General features: G+C 56.0%; 14 protein-coding genes. 7 read left to right on the top strand and 7 right to left on the bottom strand.

The features are described 5' to 3' along the window. Window positions 1–4 precede the first annotated feature (4 nt). From HX824_RS14745 to HX824_RS14735, 3 genes are all read left to right on the top strand, one after another. Complete coding sequence (locus HX824_RS14745) at window positions 5–1180, top strand: efflux RND transporter periplasmic adaptor subunit (RefSeq protein WP_080520268.1); 1176 nt, start codon at window positions 5–7, stop codon at window positions 1178–1180. A 175-nt stretch (window positions 1181–1355) separates the two neighbouring features. After that, window positions 1356–4541: an efflux RND transporter permease subunit gene (locus HX824_RS14740; protein WP_016973805.1), complete on the top strand. Its 3186-nt coding sequence runs from the start codon at window positions 1356–1358 to the stop codon at window positions 4539–4541. A gap of 14 nt (window positions 4542–4555) precedes the next feature. Beyond that, window positions 4556–6061 carry an efflux transporter outer membrane subunit gene (locus tag HX824_RS14735; protein ID WP_031320350.1) on the top strand — a complete coding sequence of 502 codons (1506 nt, stop codon included), beginning with the start codon at window positions 4556–4558 and terminating at the stop codon, window positions 6059–6061. A 317-nt stretch (window positions 6062–6378) separates the two neighbouring features. On the opposite strand, the gene HX824_RS14730 is transcribed toward HX824_RS14735, so the two are convergent. Next, window positions 6379–6879 carry a GNAT family N-acetyltransferase gene (locus tag HX824_RS14730; RefSeq protein ID WP_177054728.1) on the bottom strand — a complete coding sequence of 167 codons (501 nt, stop codon included), beginning with the start codon at window positions 6877–6879 and terminating at the stop codon, window positions 6379–6381. 755 nt (window positions 6880–7634) lie between these two features. Between HX824_RS14730 and HX824_RS14725 the strand changes: the two genes are divergently transcribed. From HX824_RS14725 to HX824_RS14710, 4 genes are all read left to right on the top strand, one after another. Then, complete coding sequence (locus HX824_RS14725; RefSeq protein WP_025110493.1) at window positions 7635–8366, top strand: SDR family NAD(P)-dependent oxidoreductase; 732 nt, start codon at window positions 7635–7637, stop codon at window positions 8364–8366. A 610-nt stretch (window positions 8367–8976) separates the two neighbouring features. After that, complete coding sequence (locus HX824_RS14720) at window positions 8977–9615, top strand: putative natural product biosynthesis protein (protein WP_177054727.1); 639 nt, start codon at window positions 8977–8979, stop codon at window positions 9613–9615. Beyond that, complete coding sequence (locus HX824_RS14715; protein ID WP_177054726.1) at window positions 9615–10028, top strand: DUF2946 domain-containing protein; 414 nt, start codon at window positions 9615–9617, stop codon at window positions 10026–10028. The genes HX824_RS14720 and HX824_RS14715 overlap by 1 nt, the downstream gene beginning before the upstream one ends. A gap of 97 nt (window positions 10029–10125) precedes the next feature. After that, entirely contained in the window at window positions 10126–12303 is a 2178-nt protein-coding gene (locus tag HX824_RS14710; RefSeq protein ID WP_177054725.1) for a TonB-dependent siderophore receptor, read from the top strand. 88 nt (window positions 12304–12391) lie between these two features. Here the strand turns inward: HX824_RS14710 and HX824_RS14705 are convergent, their stop codons facing one another. The 6 genes from HX824_RS14705 to gcvP form a co-directional block, all read right to left on the bottom strand. Next, on the bottom strand, window positions 12392–12679 hold the full coding sequence (locus HX824_RS14705; protein WP_177054724.1) for a c-type cytochrome: 288 nt from the start codon (window positions 12677–12679) through the stop codon (window positions 12392–12394). A gap of 425 nt (window positions 12680–13104) precedes the next feature. Beyond that, the gene (lipA, locus tag HX824_RS14700; RefSeq protein ID WP_177054723.1) at window positions 13105–14100 is read right to left on the bottom strand and encodes a lipoyl synthase; all 996 of its coding nucleotides are present in this window, start codon (window positions 14098–14100) and stop codon (window positions 13105–13107) included. 31 nt (window positions 14101–14131) lie between these two features. After that, window positions 14132–15256, bottom strand: coding sequence for a glycine cleavage system aminomethyltransferase GcvT (gcvT, locus tag HX824_RS14695; protein ID WP_177054722.1), 1125 nt, complete (start codon window positions 15254–15256; stop codon window positions 14132–14134). Between the two features lie 34 nt (window positions 15257–15290). Then, entirely contained in the window at window positions 15291–16667 is a 1377-nt protein-coding gene (locus tag HX824_RS14690; RefSeq protein WP_177054721.1) for an L-serine ammonia-lyase, read from the bottom strand. 176 nt (window positions 16668–16843) lie between these two features. Beyond that, window positions 16844–18100: a serine hydroxymethyltransferase gene (glyA, locus tag HX824_RS14685; protein WP_177054720.1), complete on the bottom strand. Its 1257-nt coding sequence runs from the start codon at window positions 18098–18100 to the stop codon at window positions 16844–16846. 20 nt (window positions 18101–18120) lie between these two features. Next, window positions 18121–20970 (bottom strand): aminomethyl-transferring glycine dehydrogenase, encoded by a 2850-nt coding sequence (gcvP, locus tag HX824_RS14680; RefSeq protein WP_177054719.1) that lies wholly within the window; start codon window positions 20968–20970, stop codon window positions 18121–18123. Window positions 20971–20974 lie beyond the last annotated feature (4 nt).

The following is a 20974-nucleotide window of genomic DNA, read 5'->3' as shown; positions in this document are numbered from 1 at the left end:
AATTATGAGCGCTAATTCCAAACCCCGCATTAGGCTGGCACTTTATTCGGCAGGCATGCTTTGTATTTCCGGAGTCATTGCCTTTAGTGTGGTCGATAGCTCAGAGAAAGCTGTAGCACAGGAAGGCCCGCTCCCAATCCAAGAGGTAGATGTCGCGGTCGTTAAAAGAGAAACCGTTACCGACTGGCAAATCTATTCTGGCCGATTAGCAGCGGTGGAAAAAGTTGAGGTTAGGCCGCTGGTGGCAGGAACCATAACGGACGTCAACATACATGACGGCCAATTGGTTAAAAAAGGGGACACTCTGTTCGTCATCGATCCACGACCTTACCAAGCACAAGTCGAACGAGCTAAGGGGCAGGTTGCAGCAGCTCAGGCTCGCGCCGCGTACACGAAAAGCGACTGGGAGAGGGCACAGCGCCTAATTGCCGAAAATGCAATAGCGAAACGTGACTACGATGAAAAAAACAACGCAGCATTGGAGGCCAGTGCCAATCTTAAGACTGCTGAAGCGGCGCTGGATGCCGCTAAAATTGATCTCGGCCATACCCAGATTACAGCTCCAATTTCTGGTCGCGTATCGCGGGCAGAAATAACACTTGGAAACATCGTAAACGCCGGAGCAGGCGCGGCGCCTTTAACGATGCTTGTCTCTGTGAACCCCATTTATGCAGAGTTCAACGCTGATGAGCAGACTTATCTTAAGTACATCAACAGACTCGGCAATAAGGCTACTGTTCCGGTTGATCTAGGGCTTGCAGATGAGACAGGGTATTCGCGCCGGGGAGTCATCCAATCCGTAGACAATGAACTCGACACTACCTCAGGCACTATCCGCATGCGTGCACGGTTTGACAACGCTGATGGCACCATGGTCCCGGGGCTATATGCGCGTGTAAAAGTGGGCGGCAGTGAGCCATACGCGGCCCTCCTTATTGATGATGCGGCAATTGGCACCGATCAAGATAAGCGATTTGTCTTGGTCGTGGGAAAGGATGACCATATTGTTTATCGCCCGGTAGCGCTGGGAAATCTACAAGGCAATGATCGCATTATCACGTCCGGACTCGAAGAGGGCGAACGGGTGGTGGTAGGCGGTATTCAGCGAGTCCGTCCAGGGGAGCAGGTTCTAGGAAAGATAATTCCCCAAAGTGACGCTCAGGCTAGAAACGCTCACTGACCCACGACAGCACTAACTAAAATTCACCAATAAACAATGAATGCCCCTCAGGCACTTAGGATTTATTGGTCCGTGCATTGATTATAAAACAGAGTGCATCCTTAAGCGTCCTGTTGTCTTTTTAACCCTCAAGCAGCGCTGAGAGAAAGTAGCCGCCTCACTTAAAGAGCCATTAATGAACATATCAAAGTTCTTCATTGATCGTCCGATCTTTGCGGGCGTACTATCCGTGGTGATCCTGCTTGCAGGGTTGATAGCAATATTTAAACTGCCGATTTCTGAGTATCCAGAGGTCGTTCCGCCCTCGGTCACAATCAGCGCACAGTATCCTGGAGCGAACCCAAAAGTCATTGCCGAGACAGTTGCTGCGCCGCTTGAGGAAAAAATCAACGGCGTTGAGAATATGCTGTACATGCAGTCTCAAGCGAACAGTGACGGTAACCTGACCATCACTGTAACTTTCGCATTAGGAACTGACCCGGACTTGGCTACCCAGTTGGTACAGAACCGAGTCAATCAAGCATTGCCACGACTGCCCGAAGATGTACAACGATTGGGTGTTACTACGCTCAAAAGCTCTTCTTCATTAGTTCTTTTTCTGCACCTCGTGTCGCCGAATGATCGGTACGACACAACGTATTTGAGAAACTACGGCCTACGGAACGTCAAAACGCGCTTTGAGCGGATACCTGGCGTTGGCCGTGTCGATATGTGGGGGGCAGGTGACTACGCAATGCGTGTGTGGCTTGATCCGCAGAAGGTAGCACAGCGTAATCTCACCGCCTCGGAGATTGTCACTTCCATTCAAGAACAGAATATTCAGGTTGCTGCGGGTGCCGTTGGTGCTGCGCCCTCTTCGCCGGGTACTGCAGTACAGCTGACAATCAATGCCCAGGGTCGCTTGAAGACCGTCGACGAGTTCCGCGACATCGTTCTCAAAACTAGCCCGAATGGCGCAGTTACTCATCTGCGGGATGTCGCCCGAGTCGAACTCTCTGCGGCTGAATACGGATTGCGTGCGCTGCTGGACAACAAACCCGCCGTCTCCCTCGCCATCTACCAATTGCCTGGCGCTAACGCGCTGGAGATCTCTGATCAAATCCGCGCTGCACTCAAAGATCTCAGCGCTGATTTCCCTCCCGGCCTGGATTACAGGCTTATCTACGACCCCACTCGCTTCGTGAAGTCGAGCATTCAGGCGGTTATAGAAACACTGCTCGAAGCCATCGCACTGGTGGTCGTGGTCGTCATTGTGTTCCTCCAATCATGGCGTACAGCGATCATTCCTTTGATCGCTGTACCGGTGTCCATCATCGGTACCTTTGCGCTCTTGCTGGCCTTCGGCTTCTCGATCAATGCCCTGTCGCTTTTCGGAATGGTGTTAGCCATTGGTATCGTCGTTGACGATGCCATCGTTGTGGTTGAAAACGTGGAGAGGAACATAGCCAGCGGTCTGACCCCGAGGGACGCCACGTATAAAGCCATGCAAGAGGTCAGCGGCCCCATCATTGCTATCGCACTCACGTTGGTTGCTGTATTTGTACCGTTGGCATTTATGAGCGGTCTCACGGGCCAGTTCTACAAGCAGTTTGCAATGACCATTGCGATCTCTACGGTGATCTCTGCTTTCAACTCACTCACGCTCTCTCCAGCCCTCAGCGCACTACTTTTGCGTAGCCACGACGCTAAGCAAGACGCCTTAACGCGGGTGATGAATAAGCTACTGGGCGGTTTTTTTCGAGCATTCAACAAGGTTTTTAATCGTGGCTCGGAGCAATACTCGAAAGGCGTAACAGGCGTCCTTAAGCGCAAGGGCAGCATGCTGGTTGTTTATGTGGTTCTTCTGGGACTCACGGCGGTTATGGGGAACGTTGTGCCTGCTGGGTTCATTCCCATGCAGGACAAGGAGTACTTGGTAACCATCGCCCAGCTTCCCAATGGCGCTTCTCTTGACCGTACGGAAGAAGTGATTCGCCAGATGAGCGAAATAGTCATGAAGCAGCCGGGCGCAGCTCACGCAGTCGGCTTCCCTGGCATGTCCGTTAACGGATTCATGAACAGTTCTAGCGCAGGGATTGTCTTTGTCCCCCTCAAGCCTCTCAGCGAACGTACATCGAAAGATGAGTCCGCCGCGGCCATCGTCGCATCCCTTAACCAAAAGTTCGCCAGTATCAAAGGAGCCTATGTCGCAGCCTTTCCACCGCCTCCAATACTCGGGCTTGGCACACTGGGTGGCTTCAAAATGCAGCTGGAAGACCAAGGTAGCCTCGGGTATGAGGAGCTTAACAAGGCCGCTCAAGCATTCATGGCCAAGGCTGCAGTGACCCCGGAGCTTGGTGGGTCACTGACAAACTATCAGATCAACTTCCCGCAGCTAAACGTCGAGCTAGACCGTGTGAAAGCCAAACAGCTGGGCGTGTCCGTTACCGATGTATTCAAGACCATGCAGGTATACCTTGGCTCCTTGTATGTGAATGACTTCAACAGTTTTGGCCGTGTATATCAGGTACGAGTGCAGGCCGACGCACCGTTTCGTCAGCGAGCAGATGACATCCTTCAGCTGAAAACCAGAAACGACCGTGGAGAAATGGTGCCCCTATCGTCTCTGGTTCGTATCACCCCAACCTACGGTCCGGACATGGTGGTTCGGTATAACGGCTACACCGCAGCGGATATTAACGGCGGCCCAGCGCCGGGCTATTCGTCTGGCCAGGCCCAAGCAGCAGCAGAGCGCATTGCAGCCGAGGTGTTGCCTCAAGGCGTAAAATTCGAGTGGACTGAGCTGACTTACCAAAAGGTTTTGGCAGGTAATGCCGGTATGTGGGTCTTCCCTGTCAGCGTCCTGCTCGTATTCCTCGTACTGGCCGCACTGTACGAAAGCTTGACCCTCCCTTTGGCGGTAATCCTGATCGTTCCCATGAGCATCTTGTGCGCACTCACGGGGGTGTGGCTCACGCAGGGAGACAACAACATCTTTACCCAGATCGGGTTGATGGTATTGGTCGCATTGGCTTCTAAAAACGCCATCTTGATCGTCGAGTTCGCCAGAGAACTAGAGCATGACGGGTACACGCCGCTGACGGCAGCCATTGAAGCGAGCCGCTTGCGTCTCCGACCAATTCTCATGACTTCGATCGCCTTCATCATGGGCGTTGTTCCACTGGTGTTTTCCACTGGTGCGGGCTCAGAAATGCGCCAAGCCATGGGGATCTCGGTGTTTTTCGGCATGTTGGGCGTGACCCTGTTCGGTCTCGCACTGACACCTGTCTTCTACGTAGTCCTGCGTACGCTGGCAGGTGGCAAAGTACACGTGGCTCAAAAAGACGCGCCTCACCTGACAACGGAAGCATTGGACGCATGATCGGAGCCAAACGAATGATCCAATTACCCAAAAAGTCTATTTTTGGACTGCTAACTTCCTCAGCGCTGCTTTCGCTGCTATCAGCATGCTCTGTGGAGCCGACATACAACCGCCCCGACGTTCCGACTCCGCAGGCGTTCAAGGAAGCTTCGACTGAACAGAAGCAAGCATCATTGCCCAAAGATAGCGCCTGGAAAAACGCTGAACCAGCCGATGCCGAGCATCGTGGGGAATGGTGGCTAGTCTTTGGCGATCCGGTGCTAAACGACCTGGAGCGGCAAGCCGCAGAGGCTAATCAGAATCTGAAGGCGGCTGCCGCACGAGTACAGCAATCGAGAGCCTTGACCCAATCAGCCCGAGCGGGATGGTTCCCGTCCCTAGATGCGGGATTTGGTCCTACGCGTGAACGCCTGTCTCCTGCCTCACAATTGTTGTCTGACGATGCGAGTGGGTCCACGCAGACTCTTTGGCGGGCGCAGGCGACAGCCTCTTACGAGGTAGACCTGTTCGGGAAGGTGGATTCACAAGTGAACACCGCGCTCGCTAATCAAGCACAGAACGAGGCGCTGTATCGTTCTGTGCTGTTAGCCCTCCAAGCTGACGTGGCTAAAAATTATTTCGAGCTGCGTGAGTACGACAACCAACTTCGACTATTTCGTCGCACGGTCACCCTGCGTGAAAACACCCTGAAATTAGTAGAGGGGCGATTCAAAGAGGGCGACATAAGCGAACTTGACCTCTCGCGAGCGCGCAACGAACTATCTACCGCGAGGGCGGACTCGGTAGGGATCGCACGGCTGCGTGCGACGTCAGAACATAGTCTTGCAGTGTTGTTGGGTAAGTCTCCTGCCGACTTCGACTTCCCTGACTCACCTATAGAGCCCATCGCGACCCAGGTGCCTATCGGGTTACCATCAGCCCTACTGGAGCGCCGTCCAGATATTGCTGCCGCCGAGAGAGCTATGGCCGCGGCTAACGCACAAATCGGATTGGCGAAATCAGCATTTTTCCCGCGGCTTAACATAAATGCCGCCGCCGGCTTCGAGTCGTCATCGCTGGGGAATCTGTTCGACTGGTCGACTCGGTCTTTTCTACTAGGCCCCCTTGCGGGAACGGCGCTGACGTTACCGATATTTGATGGTGGTCGGAGGAAAGCAGATCTCGCCTCTGCAAGGGCTCGATACGACGAGCAGGTTGCGAAGTATCGGGAGCAAGTATTGGTGGCGTTTAGAGAGGTAGAGGACAACCTGGCAGATCTGAGGTTGCTCGATGATCAGAAAGGTAATCAAAGCGAAGCTGTTGCAGCATCAATACGGACAGAGCGACTTTCTAAAACTCAGTATGAAGAGGGGCAAATTAGCTATTTGGAAGTTATCGATGCTCAGCGCCAGGTCTTACAAACCGAACTGCAACTGAGCCGTCTGACGGGCACTCAGGCCATTGCAACGGTGAGCCTGATTAGAGCCTTAGGTGGGGGGTGGGACCGAGCCGACGCTAACATTGCCTCCAATGGGCGTTAGCGGTGATCACGCAGCCTGAACGGCTTTGAATTGCTCATAAAAAGCGGGTCAACTTGACCCGCTTTTTATGCTTCAAACCCAACGGAAATTTCCCGGCCAGAGCCAAACCGCAGTAAGCGTCCGCTCAACACACCTTGCCTAATTAGACGGGTGCCTACCTGTCGCAAGATTGCACTCCAGTTGACTACGCGTTTGCATTCGATTTGACCTTTCATTGTGAGCATCCGGCGACCTGACCTAGGTACTCGGCACCGATCGCCTGAATGCAGGATTCTCGCAATCTGTTTTCCCGGAACGCCTACGCAAAAACCGCAACCCTACAGTTCACGTACCATCACCAAGTCTCGGTGGACATCATCGCCGCATTGAAAACTGGTTTCTCCTACTGTAAAAAATCCATTACGTTGGTAGAAGCCTATTGCACGGGCATTCTGATCATTCACCGTGAGCCGGATACGATCTGAAATACCAGTAAGCGTCGCAGTTAAGAGGAGTTGTGCGGCACCGGTTCCATGGTGTTTTGAATCGACATAGCATCGCTTTAACTCAGGGATGCCATCCGCCAGTGGGATGTTTAATCGATCTGGTTTGTAGTCGACCAAACTGAAACCCACGATATCTCCGGCTTCCTCCAACACTCGCACCTCTTGGCTTGACGTATCCAGCGCGGCCTGAAAACAACGCGCGGTCAGATTTTCGCTGATGTAGCGCTCCAATTCTTCTGCTGGAGTGTCTGCTGGGCACGCCAGTGAAAAGGTAGCCTTTGCGATTCTACTCATGCTCTCAGAGTCACCCGTTATCGCTGGACGCACACGCATTCATCGCTCCTTGGATTTGCAAATATTAGCGCGTACCGACCATTGAGGTGGCAGCTACGCAACTCAAGTGTTACGAAGTGAGCCTATGGAATGCAAGCTTGTCGAGAGTCCATGAGCACGAATAATGATCAAGCAAGGAGCCTCGGCCGGACTACAACAGAGCTGTGAGGTCAGTTCGTATGCGTCCGCCGAAGTCACGTTGCATGACTAAGCAGATATGCGCCGCCGATCCTCATTCTCATATCCCGGGCGATTAGCTCAACTTCGTACAAGCCGCCAATCGAGTGCCGTGCCTAACAAACCGCAGCCAGCCGGAACTGGTCTTGGACCCTTCGCGAACTTACGATTCTGAGCTAGGGCTCAGCTCCTCGAAGCACGGATTCTTGACGGAAGAAACCTGCAGTTTGGTGCCGCCGTAAGTGGGCCATCCCGTGACCGGTAATGAGGGAAAAATGTCGTTTCCGCCTCCTGTAGTCAGACGTAGAGTCGAACGTTCGAACAGTAAGATTGACTCATCCTCATCCAGGAGAAGGACGCTCATCGCCGTTCAGGCGCTTCAACGCAAGGAAACGAGAAATGGCCAAAAAGTGCTTGGGGGCCCAGCGGATCACCCGATGTTTGCAGCGAACAAAAGCGGCTCTGAGAGTCATGGCCACTCATGACACCCTGCCAAAAAGTAGCACATTGAAGATTGCGATTTTTTGACCTAGACCGTTTAAAAAAAAAGCGAAACTTTCTAATAGGTAAATGCATGTATGAGCGAGAAGACATTGTTATTGACCGGTGCCAGTCGTGGCATAGGCCATGCCACCGTCAAACACTTTCAAGCCGCTGGGTGGAGGATTTTCACCGCCTCTCGCCAGGACTGGGTCGCTGAATGCCCATGGGCCGAGGGCTTACTCAACCACATTCATCTTGATCTCGAAGATATTGATAGCGTCAGTGACAGCCTGGCGGCCATCAGGGAAAAATTGGGCGGGCGCTTGGATGCATTGGTAAACAATGCCGGAGTTTCGCCAAAGGGGCCGGAGGGGACACGCCTTGGTGTTCTGGAGTCCGACTATGCAACCTGGATCAAGGTCTTCAATGTCAATCTGTTTTCTACGGCCCTCCTTGCGCGGGGGCTGTTTGATGAATTGAAAGCTGCAAAAGGCAGCATCATCAACGTTACCTCTATTGCAGGATCCAAAGTGCACCCGTTCGCAGGTGTCGCTTATTCCACATCCAAAGCTGCGCTCTCCGCCCTGACTCGGGAAATGGCCTTTGATTTTGGCCGACATGGCGTAAGGGTCAACGCTATCGCACCTGGAGAAATCGAAACCTCAATACTGTCCGCAGGCACTGCGGAAATCGTTGAACGGCTAGTGCCGATGAACCGGCTGGGCAAACCTGAAGAAGTTGCCTCGCTCGTCTACTTCCTTTGCACCGGTGGCGCTTCTTATGTAAACGGCGCAGAGATTCACGTTAACGGTGGCCAGCATGTCTAACGTTAATGGCCGGATCTGAGGGTGTTAAGCCATAGTGAAAAAAGGTCCTGTAGCAGCAGTTTTCCACGTGGTGATTCGGCTTAGGGCATAGCAGATGATAGGGCTCGAACTTGTTGGTGGCGGTCAGTTTGCTCTGCATCGGGCAGCCATAATCCGGCACAGAGCATGGACTTCACTGACCGTTCAACCCGTGGTTGGGCCGGTAGTCTTTGCTGTCTATTCTGTCCTGTGGCGAAGTTGAGCATCGCCTTACTTTTCTGCCTGACCTCGCTACTACGAATTGGACAGAAGCCGCGCTCTAGTCGCGAGATGCACTGCAAGGCAACCCTCTGGATACTCCTGATCCTCAGCCCATCCTCGAGCTTTCCCTCAGTTAACGCTTCCACGGGGGCTGGCTCGATTTGTCCGCCACCGCTCGTTTGTTGTCGTCCGTTTACGCTAGGTCGTCGCTGCAGCGACTGCCGTTGAACGCCCTCCAATGGTCTTGTAGAGAAGGCAGTATGTCTCGCGTTATTAATCACTCCGGTTGCAGTTCCAGTGCTCCCGAAGGTCTGACTTTCAGTTTTCCTGCATTCAATAAATCGCAAGCGGCGATGGCATGGAGGCTGCTATGCGCTCTGTAGTTATTCCTTCAGGCGTTTCGCGGCTGGTTAGCAAAACGTCGCGCATAAACAGTCGTGGCGACTACCTATTGCCGTTTCCAGACTATCCCTGCAACGCACGCAGCTTTGTTCAACTGGATGCCAGATTGCTGCCTTATTGGCATACGTTGTTCGATGTGTGTCCGGGGCTGCTCAAGCTAGATCCACCAGACGGCTTGAACATATTTCGCAGTTTTATGACCTGGGCGTACCGCAATCATCCGTCGCTGAATTGGACTTACTACCTGAGTGTCTGCCGTTGGTTGCTCACGTCGACCTATCGGGCGCACATCCACGAAGAACACATTGATGCCTTCATGACTGCGGCAGCGGCCCGGTGGATAAATACTGACGATAGCCAAGCACGAGGACTGGTGTTGGCTTGGCAAGGCTCGCCGATGAGGGTGTTTGACTGGAAAGTAGCGCCTCGTTCTATCGCTGGTGTTGACCCTGAAAAAGAGGATTTCCCACCGGCACTCTGGGATTTTTCCTGGTGTCCTCTGACGGGGAAAGGGGGTGCCGGGTTTCGACGGTGGTTGCCCATCCCCGAATACGAGCGGCAGACGCAGGTATCGAAGGCTGCGCGTGATGAGCAGAAGCCCTGCTAATGCGTAAGCGTCACATTATCGGAGCATGGCTGAGCCTGTTCGCCATACTGATGATTTTTGCCGGCCCCCTGATCAGTCAGGGGATCAGCCTTTCCCATGGCAAAAGTCAACCAATGAGCATGGCTGGCATGGAGTGCCACGACATGCTTGGCACGAGCCAGAAGTCTCACCATGCTTCTGCCGGCAAGACCCATGATCTGGTCGTGTGGGAAAAATGCGGATATTGCTCTCTTCTGTTCCAGCATCCCGCTCTCGCCGAGTCAAACCTGTCCAGGTTTCAACTTAATGTTCCACCGTTACAGCTTTTTTCTACTCACTTAATTCCCCAGCAAGCAGCGCCACCGATATTCCTCGGTGCAAGAAGCCGAGCGCCACCGATTCGATCGTTGAACGTCATACCCACTTTTGGCTGAACGCGCATTGCCGACTCTGCATCGACCGGCTTTTGAGTCCGCCGACGCCGAATCCCTCTGCGCGTTCTGCTTCAAATGACTTTTATCGGAAGATCCCATGTACTCGGACAAGAACGGGCCGCTGTTTTACATTGATCCATCGCGTCTGCGTTGGCGCCATGCCTTTTGCGTGTTTCTGGGGCTAGCATTACCGGTCATTGCGCACCCACAAGACGGTGCCGTGGATGTACCCCCAACATCCGATCAATCACAGATTTGGACGTTGGAAACCATAAACGTTTCTGGGGCGCGTGAAGGCTACAGCGCACCATCTTCTGCGTCGGCCACTCGTACCGACACGCCCCTGGTCGAAGTCCCGCAATCCGTTCAAGTTGTAACGCAAACGATGCTCAAGGAGCAGGACAGTCATTCGCTTGCTGACGCGCTGGTTAACGTCTCAGGGGTAAGAGCAACCAAGCCGCAAGAGGCACTGTTCGCTCAGCCAATTGTGCGCGGTTTTCCGGCGGAAATTTACATGAACGGGCTGCCTGCATTTGGCGGCACGGCAGCGAGCATCGACCCGACCAGCCTCATAGGCACCGAGCGCATTGAGGTACTCAAAGGCCCAACATCAGCGTTGTACGGCGGGGGTATCGGCGCACCGCTGGGTGGTTTGATCAACGTAGTGTCTAAACGGCCCGAGACCGAGCCAAGTGCACTGCTGTCGATGCGCACTGGTAGCTTCGGCACAGTGAATCCTTCGCTGGATCTCAACACACCCATCGGCGACAAGGTCGCCGCACGGATTGCCGCTGACTATCAAGAAAATGACAGCTGGATTGACCACGTCAACGGCCATCAGTGGTCGATACAACCAAGCATCGCGTTCCAGCTATCGCCAGAGACTGAACTGTTACTGCGCGGCCAATACGAGAATCGCAGCCAGCTCGAATATTCCGGCCTGCCAGCCGCCCAAGCATTGAGCGGGCAGATTGATCGCAACGCCTTCCCAGGAGCGACCAACGGACAGCCTCACACCACTATCGAGAATCGAACAACCACCGCCGAGCTCACGCATGAGCTTAATGACGACACACGACTGACCGTCAGCGCTCAGTATTACGAGGGCAAAGTTCGTGATTATGGCAGCCTTGTATATCCGGACCTTCTGGGACCGAATCCCACGACACCCACGGTTTACCCGATATTCAAGCTTTACCTGCCCACGAACATCCGGGAAAGCACACTGGATACCAACCTAGGCTCCAAAGTCGAAGCACTGGGCGGAGATCATGAGTTACTGGTTGGTATCAATTACGACAACACTCACTTCAACTCGGGGATGTCCGGCGTTGAACCCATCGGTGAGCTTGACCTTGCCAATCCGGGATATGGGATTTCCTACGGCGCGACGCCCGAAACAATCGTGTCCCAGACCAACCGTTACGAGACGAAGGCCTTATACGTTCAGGATCAAGCGACCTATGGCCGTTTGCACTTGTTGGAGTCGTTGCGATTGACCCAGCTCGACATCAACCAACAAGAGCAAGGTGTAGATACTTCATATCGTCGTTTGACACCACGGTTTGGCATCAGCTATGACCTGACCGAAAGTCTTGCGCTCTACACGTCGTATTCCACCGGTTTCAGGGGGGCGTTCAACTTCACTGGTAACGAGACACCCAAGCCTGAGCTGTCTCGCAATTATGAGGCGGGCGTCAAACTGGCGTTCAACGATCTGGGCATTTCTGGCACTCTCGCCATGTTCGAGCAGACGCGTCGTAATGTGTCCACCCCTGATCCTGACCCTACCTACGCGATTCTGGGTTACTCGGTACAGAGCGGCGAACAACGCGCTCGCGGGGTAGAAGCGGATCTGGTTTGGGAACCGACCCCCGATTTTTCATTGCTGGGTAACTACGCCTACACCCAGGCAGAAATCACAGAGGACAACTCGATTCCGGTCGGTGATGGACTGCCTCGCGTACCACGGCACAGTGGTCGCCTCGCAGCCCGCTATCGGATACTTGATGGCGCCGCTAAAGGACTGGGCTTCGGTGCCGGTATTACGGCAGTCAGTGCGCGTGAGCTGACCCTGCCTAATACGGTATCCGTACCAGGCTACGCACTGCTGGATGCGCAGACTTCCTACGATTTCGACCGCTACACGATCTCGGTTTCGGCGGTAAACCTGACAGGTCGCAAAGTCTTTGAAACCTATCAATATATGGGCTCCCCAGTGGTTCTACCCACTCAACCACGTTCAGCGTACCTGACGCTGACGGCCAGTTTCTAAGGACACCATCATGATCGATACGCGGTAATTCCGCAGTCACAGATATTAGCGAGTGGGTGGCAGCAAGCTGCCATCCCTACCGCTAACCCTACTTGGACATCCAGGCAATCACGGCTTTGTAATCTTCGGCGCTACAGTCCGTGCACAATCCCCGTGGTGGCATGGCTTTAAAACCCTCGGTCACGTGCTTGACCAATACGTCGGTGCCTTGCTCCAAGCGTGGTTTCCAAGCCACTTGATCACCTTTTTTTGGAGCCATGGGTGACTGGCCGTTATGGCACATAGTGCAGGAGCGGCTGAACACCGCTTCAGGCTCTTGGGCGGCATAAGCATTTGAAAGTACGAGTAAACAAACAGCTGCCAATATTTTTTTCACGGTGGACCTCGTTGGGCATTTTTATAATCACGCGACGCCTTCGCAGGGGCAGAGTCAATCCGTTGCGGATGAGCATTACCAGTTCATTCTCCGCTTGGCAGAAAGCACATCACGAAGGCGTTTTGAGTTTAATAAGAGTGTTTTGACACCCCAAGTGCGACAGGCCGCCGCACCAGACGGCCTAATCTTTGAGGTGAGGTGCGCCTGAGGGCCAGGCGCGCTATCTGTGGCGAGTTGTCGCAGGTGATTCTTTATGTCGATGCGTGCCGCGTTTATTTGTAGGCGAGGTAATTTTTCTTAGCTGGACTAACTTCATGTGACGGGTAGACAGGGGCGGCGGTTTTGGCCCCCCCCCCACAGCACTCGCATGTGTAGCTTGGCTGTGAGCGTCGCAGCAACCGATCTATACAATTAACCCGAGAAAATTAATGGCAAATCAGGCTATCGATTCTTGGTTTTTCAACTTGTTGATCGGCATGGTAGGACGAGCGCACCAACGGTCCGGATGCAACATTCTTGAAGCCTATCCGGCTACCTTCCTCCGCGAACCAGGCAAATTCGTCCGGATGAACAAAACGCTGAACTGGCAAATGATTACGCGAAGGCTGCAAGTACTGGCCAAGGGTAAGCATGTCAACGTCATGCTCACGCAGGCGTCTCATGACATCGATGACTTCCTCATTGGTTTCCCCAAGCCCCAGCATGAGGCCTGACTTGGTCGGTACATTCGGTACTAGCAGCTTGAACTTTTTCAAGAGATCCAGGGACCACTCGAAATCCGAACCCGGTCGTACCGCTTTATACAGGCGCGGTACAGTCTCGAGGTTGTGGTTGAATACGTCGGGTGGCTCACTGGTTGTTATCTGCAAGGCGACGTCCATACGGCCACGATAATCCGGGACCAAGGTCTCCAGCTGAACACCTGGCGATAGCTTACGGATTTCGCGTAGGCAATCGACAAAGTGCTGGGCGCCACCATCGCGCAAGTCATCGCGATCGACCGAGGTAATGACCACGTACTTCAGGCGCAGGTCAGCAATGGCAATCGCCAAGTTGCGGGGTTCATCAGCGTCTAAGGGCTTTGGGCGACCGTGACCGACATCGCAGAACGGACAGCGACGGGTGCAGATGTCACCCATGATCATGAAGGTTGCCGTGCCTCCAGAAAAACACTCACCCAAGTTCGGACAGGACGCTTCTTCGCACACACTGTGTAGTTTGTGCTTACGAAGAATTTGCTTAACACGCTCTACCTCGGGACTGACCGGAATTTGTACTCGTATCCAATCCGGCTTACGTGGAAATTCATCGGTTGGAATGATTTTAACCGGAATTCGAGCGACCTTTTCCGCGCCACGTAATTTAACCCCTACCTCCACTTTCACTTGGGACGCTTGGGATGTTTTTTGTAGTGTGCTCATACGCTCTCCATCAACTCATAACAATGAGGCATCAGCCTCGGAAGTAGCGTTGTGGTACAAACGGTGTTTTGGCAATTTTCATCGGAACATGTTTTCCGCGCACTACCGCCCAGACATCGTCGTTGCTTAACAAGTGGGCGCTGTTCACATAGCCAATCGCCAAAGGAGCATTTAGCGTTGGGCCGAAACCTCCACTGCAAACTATCCCGATAACGTCGCCAGCTATATCGATAATCTGTGCCCCTTCACGAACTGGCGTACGCTCCTGCGGCAAGAGGCCTACGCGCTTGCGGCTGACACCGGCTTGCAGTTGGGTGAATACGGTTTCAGCGCCCGGGAAGCCACCGGCACGGGTGCCATCGGCTCGTCGCGTCTTAGAGATGGCCCACAACAAGCTGGCTTCGATCGGGGTGGTATCAATGCTCATGTCGTGACCGTAGAGACACAGGCCGGCCTCCAGGCGCAATGAGTCGCGGGCGCCAAGGCCGATGGCCTCAATCTCCGGCTCATTCAGTAGGGCGCGGGCCAGATGCTGAGCGTAATTGGCCGGTACGGAGATTTCGAAACCGTCCTCGCCGGTGTAACCCGAGCGACTGATAAAGCACTCCACACCCAGAAGTTGCAAGCGGGCGAACTGCATGAAGGTCATCTTCGCCACTTCCGGTGCCAGGCGCGCGAGCACGGTGACGGCGGCCGGACCTTGCAACGCCAGCAGCGCGCGCTCTTCAAACAGCGGCTCGATGGTGCACTGATCACCGATGTGCTGACGCAGGTGCGCCAGGTCCTGATCCTTGCAGGCGGCGTTGACCACCAGGAACAGCTCGTCGTTACCGAGGTTGGCGACCATCAGGTCATCGAGGATGCCGCCGGTCTCGTTGGTGAACATGGCGTAGCGCTGCATGCCCACCGGCAGATCAATGATGTCCACCGGCACCAGGGTTTCTAGGGCCTTGGCGGCATTGGTGCCGGTGAGGCGGATCTGGCCCATGTGCGAGACATCGAACAGCCCGGCCTGGTCGCGGGTGTGCAGGTGTTCTTTCATCACTCCTAGCGGGTATTGCACCGGCATGTCGTAGCCGGCAAACGGCACCATGCGGGCGCCGAGTTCGAGGTGCAGTGTGTGCAACGGGGTTTTCAACAGTTGTTCGGTGGACATATCCAGCTCCTGAAAAAGTTGGCTGATGCGCGCATCAGCACTCGATAATGTTGACCGCCAATCCGCCACGGGCGGTTTCTTTGTATTTGCTTTTCATGTCGGCGCCGGTCTGGCGCATGGTGCGGATGACCTTGTCGAGGGAGACAAAGTGCTGACCGTCGCCGCGCAACGCCATGCGCACCGCATTGATGGCTTTCACCGAACCCATGGCGTTGCGCTCGATGCAAGGCACTTGCACCAGCCCGCCGATCGGGTCGCAGGTCAGGCCGAGGTTGTGTTCCATGCCAATTTCGGCGGCGTTTTCCACTTGTTGCACGGTGCCGCCCAGCACTTCGCACAAGGCACCGGCCGCCATGGAGCAAGCCACGCCGACTTCACCCTGGCAGCCGACTTCGGCACCGGAGATCGAGGCGTTTTCCTTGTAGAGAATGCCGATGGCGGCGGCGGTCAGCAGAAAACGCACGACGCCGTCTTCGTTGGCGCCGGGAATGAAGCGCATGTAGTAGTGCAAAACGGCCGGGATGATGCCCGCTGCGCCGTTGGTAGGCGCCGTGACCACGCGCCCGCCGTTGGCGTTTTCCTCGTTGACCGCGAGGGCGTACAGGTTGACCCAGTCGAGCACCGACAGCGGATCGCGCAGGGACGATTCCGGGGTCTTGCACAGTTGCCGGTGCAACGCCGCCGCTCTACGTTTTACCTTCAGCCCGCCGGGCAGGATGCCTTCGTTGCGGCAACCGGCGTCGACGCAGTCCTGCATCACTTGCCAGATGTTCAGCAGGCCGGCACGGGTCTCCGCTTCCGGGCGCCAGGCACTTTCGTTGGTCAGCATCACCTGGCTGATCGATAAGCCATACGTGGCGCAATGACCGAGCAGGTCCTTGGCGCTTTTGAACGGGAAGGTCAGGGGAGTGGCGTCTTCGACGATGCGATCGGCGCCGGCGGCGTCTTCATCGACCACGAAACCACCGCCCACCGAGTAATACTCGCGACTGCGGATTTGCAGGCCAGCCGCGTCGAAGGCGCGAAAGATCATGCCGTTGGGGTGATAAGCCAGCGGTTTGCGAATCATCGCCAGGTGTTCTTTCTCGTTGAACGCAATGCTGTGTTCGCCGAGCAGGCTCAAGCGTCCGTTGCCACGAATCCCTTGCAGACGGGCGGCGACGGTTTCGGTGTTCACGGTGTCCGGGTGTTCACCTTCCAGGCCGAGCAGCACAGCCTTGTCGCTGCCGTGGCCTTTGCCGGTGGCGCCGAGTGAGCCGTAAAGCTCGACCTTGACGCAGGTGGTAGCGGCCAGCAGCCCTTCACGGCGCAAGCCTTCGGCAAAACGGGCAGCCGCGCGCATCGGGCCGACGGTGTGGGAGCTGGAGGGGCCAATGCCAATCTTGAACAGGTCGAACACGCTTAACGACATGGTTGTTCTCCGGTTTCTTATTAGAGGAATTGGCGCAATCTTCGGTTTGACCCATATTTTTGTGGGAGCGGATTAACCGCCTCACGCTTGATGATTCGTGGCATCGAATAATTCCAAAATGAAGTTCGAGTGCAGGAACGGCTCAACTCGTTCCTGCGCTTATGGAGTTCAGTAACTCAGCTGCGATACACCGGGAAGTCGCTGCACAAGGCAGCGACTTGTCGGGCGATGTGGGCCTCGACATCAGCATCGCCGAGGTGGTTGAGGATGTCGCAAATCCAGCCAGCCACTTCGATACTCTGGGCCTCTTTGAAGCCGCGGCTGGTAATCGCTGGCGTGCCGATGCGCAACCCGGAGGTCACAAACGGCGATTGCGGATCGTTGGGCACGGCGTTCTTGTTCACGGTAATGCCGACGCGACCTAGGGCCGCATCGGCGTCCTTGCCGGTCAGACGCTGCCGGATCAGGCTAACCAGGAACAGATGGTTGTCGGTGCCATCAGACACCACGTCATAACCGCGCTCGATAAATACGTTCGCCATGGCTTGGGCATTGCGGATCACCTGCGCCTGATAGGACTTGAACTCCGGCTCCAACGCTTCCTTGAAACACACGGCTTTGGCGGCGATCACGTGCATCAGTGGGCCACCCTGGCCACCGGGGAATACGGCGGCATTGAGCTTTTTCTCCAGGTCAGGATTGGACTTGGCCAGAATCAAGCCACCGCGCGGTCCGCGCAGAGTCTTGTGGGTCGTGGTGGTGACCACGTCGGCGTAAGGCAGCGGACTCGGGTACAACCCGACCGCCACCAGCCCGGCGAAATGGGCCATATCGACGAACAAGTAAGCACCGACCTTGTCGGCAATCTGGCGGAAGCGCGGGAAGTCCAGGGTTTTGGAGTAAGCCGAGAAGCCGGCGATGATCATCTTCGGCTGGTGCTCGACGGCCAAGCGCTCGACTTCATCGTAGTCGATCAGTCCGGTACGGACGTCGATACCGTACTCCTTAGCGTTGTAGAGTTTGCCGGAAAAACTCACTTTGGCGCCGTGGGTCAAATGCCCGCCATGGGCCAGGCTCATGCCCAGCACAGTGTCACCGGCTTGGAGCAGCGCCAAGAACACTGCCGCGTTTGCTTGGCTGCCGGAATGCGGTTGGACGTTCGCGTAATCGGCGCCGAACAATTGCTTTGCACGGTCGATGGCCAGTTGTTCGACCACGTCGACGTGCTCGCAACCACCGTAATAGCGCTTGCCGGGATAGCCTTCGGCATACTTGTTGGTCAGACCACTGCCTTGCGCCTCCATCACCCGTTGACTGGTGTAGTTTTCCGAGGCGATCAACTCGATGTGATGTTCTTGCCGCACGTCCTCGGCATTAATCGCGGCTAGCAGTTCGTCGTCGTAGCCTTTGATCTGGTCGTGTTTGCTAAACATGGTGTGATCCTCTGTTGTTTTCAGGCGTAGTCGGCGATGGACGGGCAGGCACAGATCAGGTTGCGATCGCCAAACACGTTGTCCACCCGGCCAACCGGCGGCCAGTACTTGCCGTCGACCAAGGTGTAGAGCGGGTAAACCGCCTTCTCGCGGCTGTACGGGTGCGACCACTTGCCAACCAGTTCCGCAGCGGTGTGCGGGGCGTTTTTCAGCGGGTTGTCATCCCTGTCCAGGGTGCCGTTTTCCACCGCACGGATTTCTTCGCGGATGCGGATCATGGCGTCGCAGAAACGGTCCAGTTCTTCCTTGGATTCGCTTTCGGTCGGCTCGATCATCAACGTGCCGGCCACCGGGAATGACATGGTCGGGGCGTGGAAGCCGAAGTCGATCAGGCGCTTGGCCACGTCGTCGACGCTGATGCCGCTGCTGTCTTTCAGCGGGCGCAGGTCGAGAATGCACTCGTGGGCCACCAGGCCGTTGCTGCCGGTGTACAGCACGGGGTAGTGCTCTTCCAGGCGACGGGAGATGTAGTTGGCATTGAGGATCGCCAACTGCGAGGCGCGCTTGAGGCCGGCACCGCCCATCATGCGGATGTACATCCAGGTGATCGGCAGGATGCTCGCGCTGCCGAACGGTGCCGCACAGACCGCGCCTTCCTTGCGCTCCATGTGCGCGTGACCCGGCAGGAACGGGGTCAGGTGCGACTTGACGCCGATCGGGCCAACGCCCGGGCCGCCACCGCCGTGGGGGATGCAGAAAGTCTTGTGCAGGTTCAGGTGCGACACGTCGCCGCCGAACTTGCCCGGTGCGCAGAGGCCGACCATGGCGTTCATGTTGGCGCCGTCGATGTACACCTGACCACCGTGGTCATGAATGATGCCGCAGATTTCGCGGATGCCTTCTTCGAACACGCCGTGGGTCGACGGGTAGGTGATCATCAGTGCGGCGAGGTGTTCGCGGTGCTCGATGGCCTTGGCACGCAGGTCTTCGATGTCGACGTTGCCACGGGCGTCGCACGCGGTGACAACCACACGCATGCCAGCCATTTGCGCGGTAGCCGGGTTGGTACCGTGGGCCGACGACGGGATCAGGCAGATGTCGCGACGGTCTTCGCCACGGCTCTGGTGGTAGGCGCGGATTGCCAAGAGGCCTGCGTACTCACCCTGGGAACCGGCGTTCGGTTGCAGCGAGATCGAGTCGTAACCGGTGGCGGCGCACAGCATCGCTTCCAGTTCATCGGTCAGTTGCTGGTAGCCGGCGCTTTGCTCGGCCGGAGCGAACGGGTGCAGGGCGCCGAACTCGGCCCAGGTCACAGGGATCATTTCACTGGCAGCATTGAGTTTCATGGTGCACGAGCCCAGCGGGATCATGGTGCGATCCAATGCCAGGTCCTTGTCCGCCAACTTGCGCAGGTAGCGCATCAGCTCAGTTTCCGAGTGATAACGGTTGAACACCGGGTGACTGAGGATTCGAGATTTGCGCACCAAGGCCACCGGGATGGTGCTTTGCACGCTCGTAGCAAGAGTGGCGAAGTCCGGCAGCGCGCTGCCTTCAGCCAGCAAACTCCACAGATTCTCAACGTCGGCCTGGGTGCTGGTTTCATCGAGAGACAAGCCCAGACGTTCAGCATCCACGACGCGCAGGTTGATCTGTTGTGAATGAGCCCGCACGTGCAAGGATGAGGTTTGCCCGCCAGTTTTGATCGTCAGCGTGTCGAAGAAATTGGCTTGTTCGACGTTCAAACCCAAAGTGCTTAAACCTTTGGCCAGAATCGCGGTCAGGTGATGCACACGCTGAGCGATCTGCGTCAGGCCTTTCGGGCCGTGGTACACGGCGTACATGCCGGCAATGTTGGCCAGCAGCACTTGCGCGGTGCAGATGTTGCTAGTGGCTTTCTCACGGCGGATGTGTTGCTCGCGGGTTTGCATCGCCAAGCGCAGCGCCGGCTCGCCGAAGCGATCCACCGAGACACCGACCAGACGGCCCGGCATGTCACGCTTGAACGTTTCCTGGGTGGAGAAGTACGCGGCGTGCGGGCCACCGAAGCCCAGTGGCACACCGAAGCGTTGCGCGCTGCCGATGGCCACGTCAGCGCCAAATTCGCCCGGCGCGGCCAGAAGGGTCAGGGCCAGCAGGTCGGCGGCCACCGCGACCAGCGCGTTGGCGGCGTGGAATCGCTCGGTCAGCTCGCGATAGTCGAACAGGTAACCATTGCTCGCCGGGTATTGCAGCAATGCGCCGAAGAACGGTGTTACGTCGCTCAGGTCACGCTCGTCACCAACTACTACGTCGATGCCCAGCGGCTCTGCACGGGTGCGCAGCACGTCAAGGGTTTGCGGGTGGCAATGCACGGAGGCAAAGAACGCCTGGCTACCTTTGTTCTTGCTCAGGCGTTTGCAGAAGGTCATCGCTTCAGCAGCAGCGGTGGCTTCGTCGAGCAGCGAGGCGTTGGCGATTGGCAGGCCGGTCAGGTCGCTGATCAGGGTTTGGAAGTTCAGCAGCGCTTCGAGACGACCCTGAGAAATTTCCGGCTGGTATGGGGTGTAAGCGGTGTACCAGGCCGGGTTCTCCAGCAGGTTGCGCAGGATCGGCGACGGCGTGTAGGTACCGTAGTAACCCTGGCCGATGAAGGTCTTGAACAACTGGTTCTCGCCAGCGATGGCCTTGATTGCGGCGAGGGCGTCAGCTTCGCTCAGGCCGTCCTCGAAACCGAGCACGCTGGTACCTTTGATACTGTCCGGAATCACGCTCGCAGTCAGCTCTTCCAGGGATTCAAAACCGAGACTGAGGAGCATGGCTTGCTCGTCATCGGCACGAGGGCCGATATGGCGAGCGATGAATTCATTACGGGTGTCGAGGAGCGCAGTCATGGGG

The sequence above is a fragment of the Pseudomonas sp. D4002 genome (assembly GCF_013385665.1).
GTDB lineage: Bacteria > Pseudomonadota > Gammaproteobacteria > Pseudomonadales > Pseudomonadaceae > Aquipseudomonas.
This window is presented reverse-complemented; position numbering and strand designations above follow the sequence as displayed.